1 protein-coding gene is annotated in these 253 nt (G+C 47.8%); it reads left to right on the forward strand.

All coding sequences use genetic code 11. The features are described from left to right. On the forward strand, positions 1 to 253 hold a 253-nt coding region (locus H8K52_RS20905; protein WP_246464741.1), incomplete at both ends, for a transposase.

Below are 253 nucleotides of genomic sequence, written 5' to 3' on the forward strand. Positions count from 1 at the left end.
TAAGTGGGAAAGAGATTTACAAGCATCGTAAAGAGACGGTCGAACGGAGCTTCGCCGATGCGAAGCAACTACATGGTCATCGTTACGCACGCTTTCGTGGATTAGCCAAGGTCAAGGCGCAAGCGCTGCTCGCTGCGGCATGTCAAAATATGAAGAAAATGGCGAGTTTATTAGAAAAGGCCCTGCGCCTTTCTTTATCGTCTTATTTGACTCAAGCAAAGCACCTATGGCGACTATGGAAGGCATTGAGTCT

The sequence above is a fragment of the Affinundibacterium seohonense genome (assembly GCF_014284305.1).
GTDB lineage: Bacteria > Pseudomonadota > Gammaproteobacteria > Burkholderiales > Burkholderiaceae_D > Undibacterium > Undibacterium seohonense.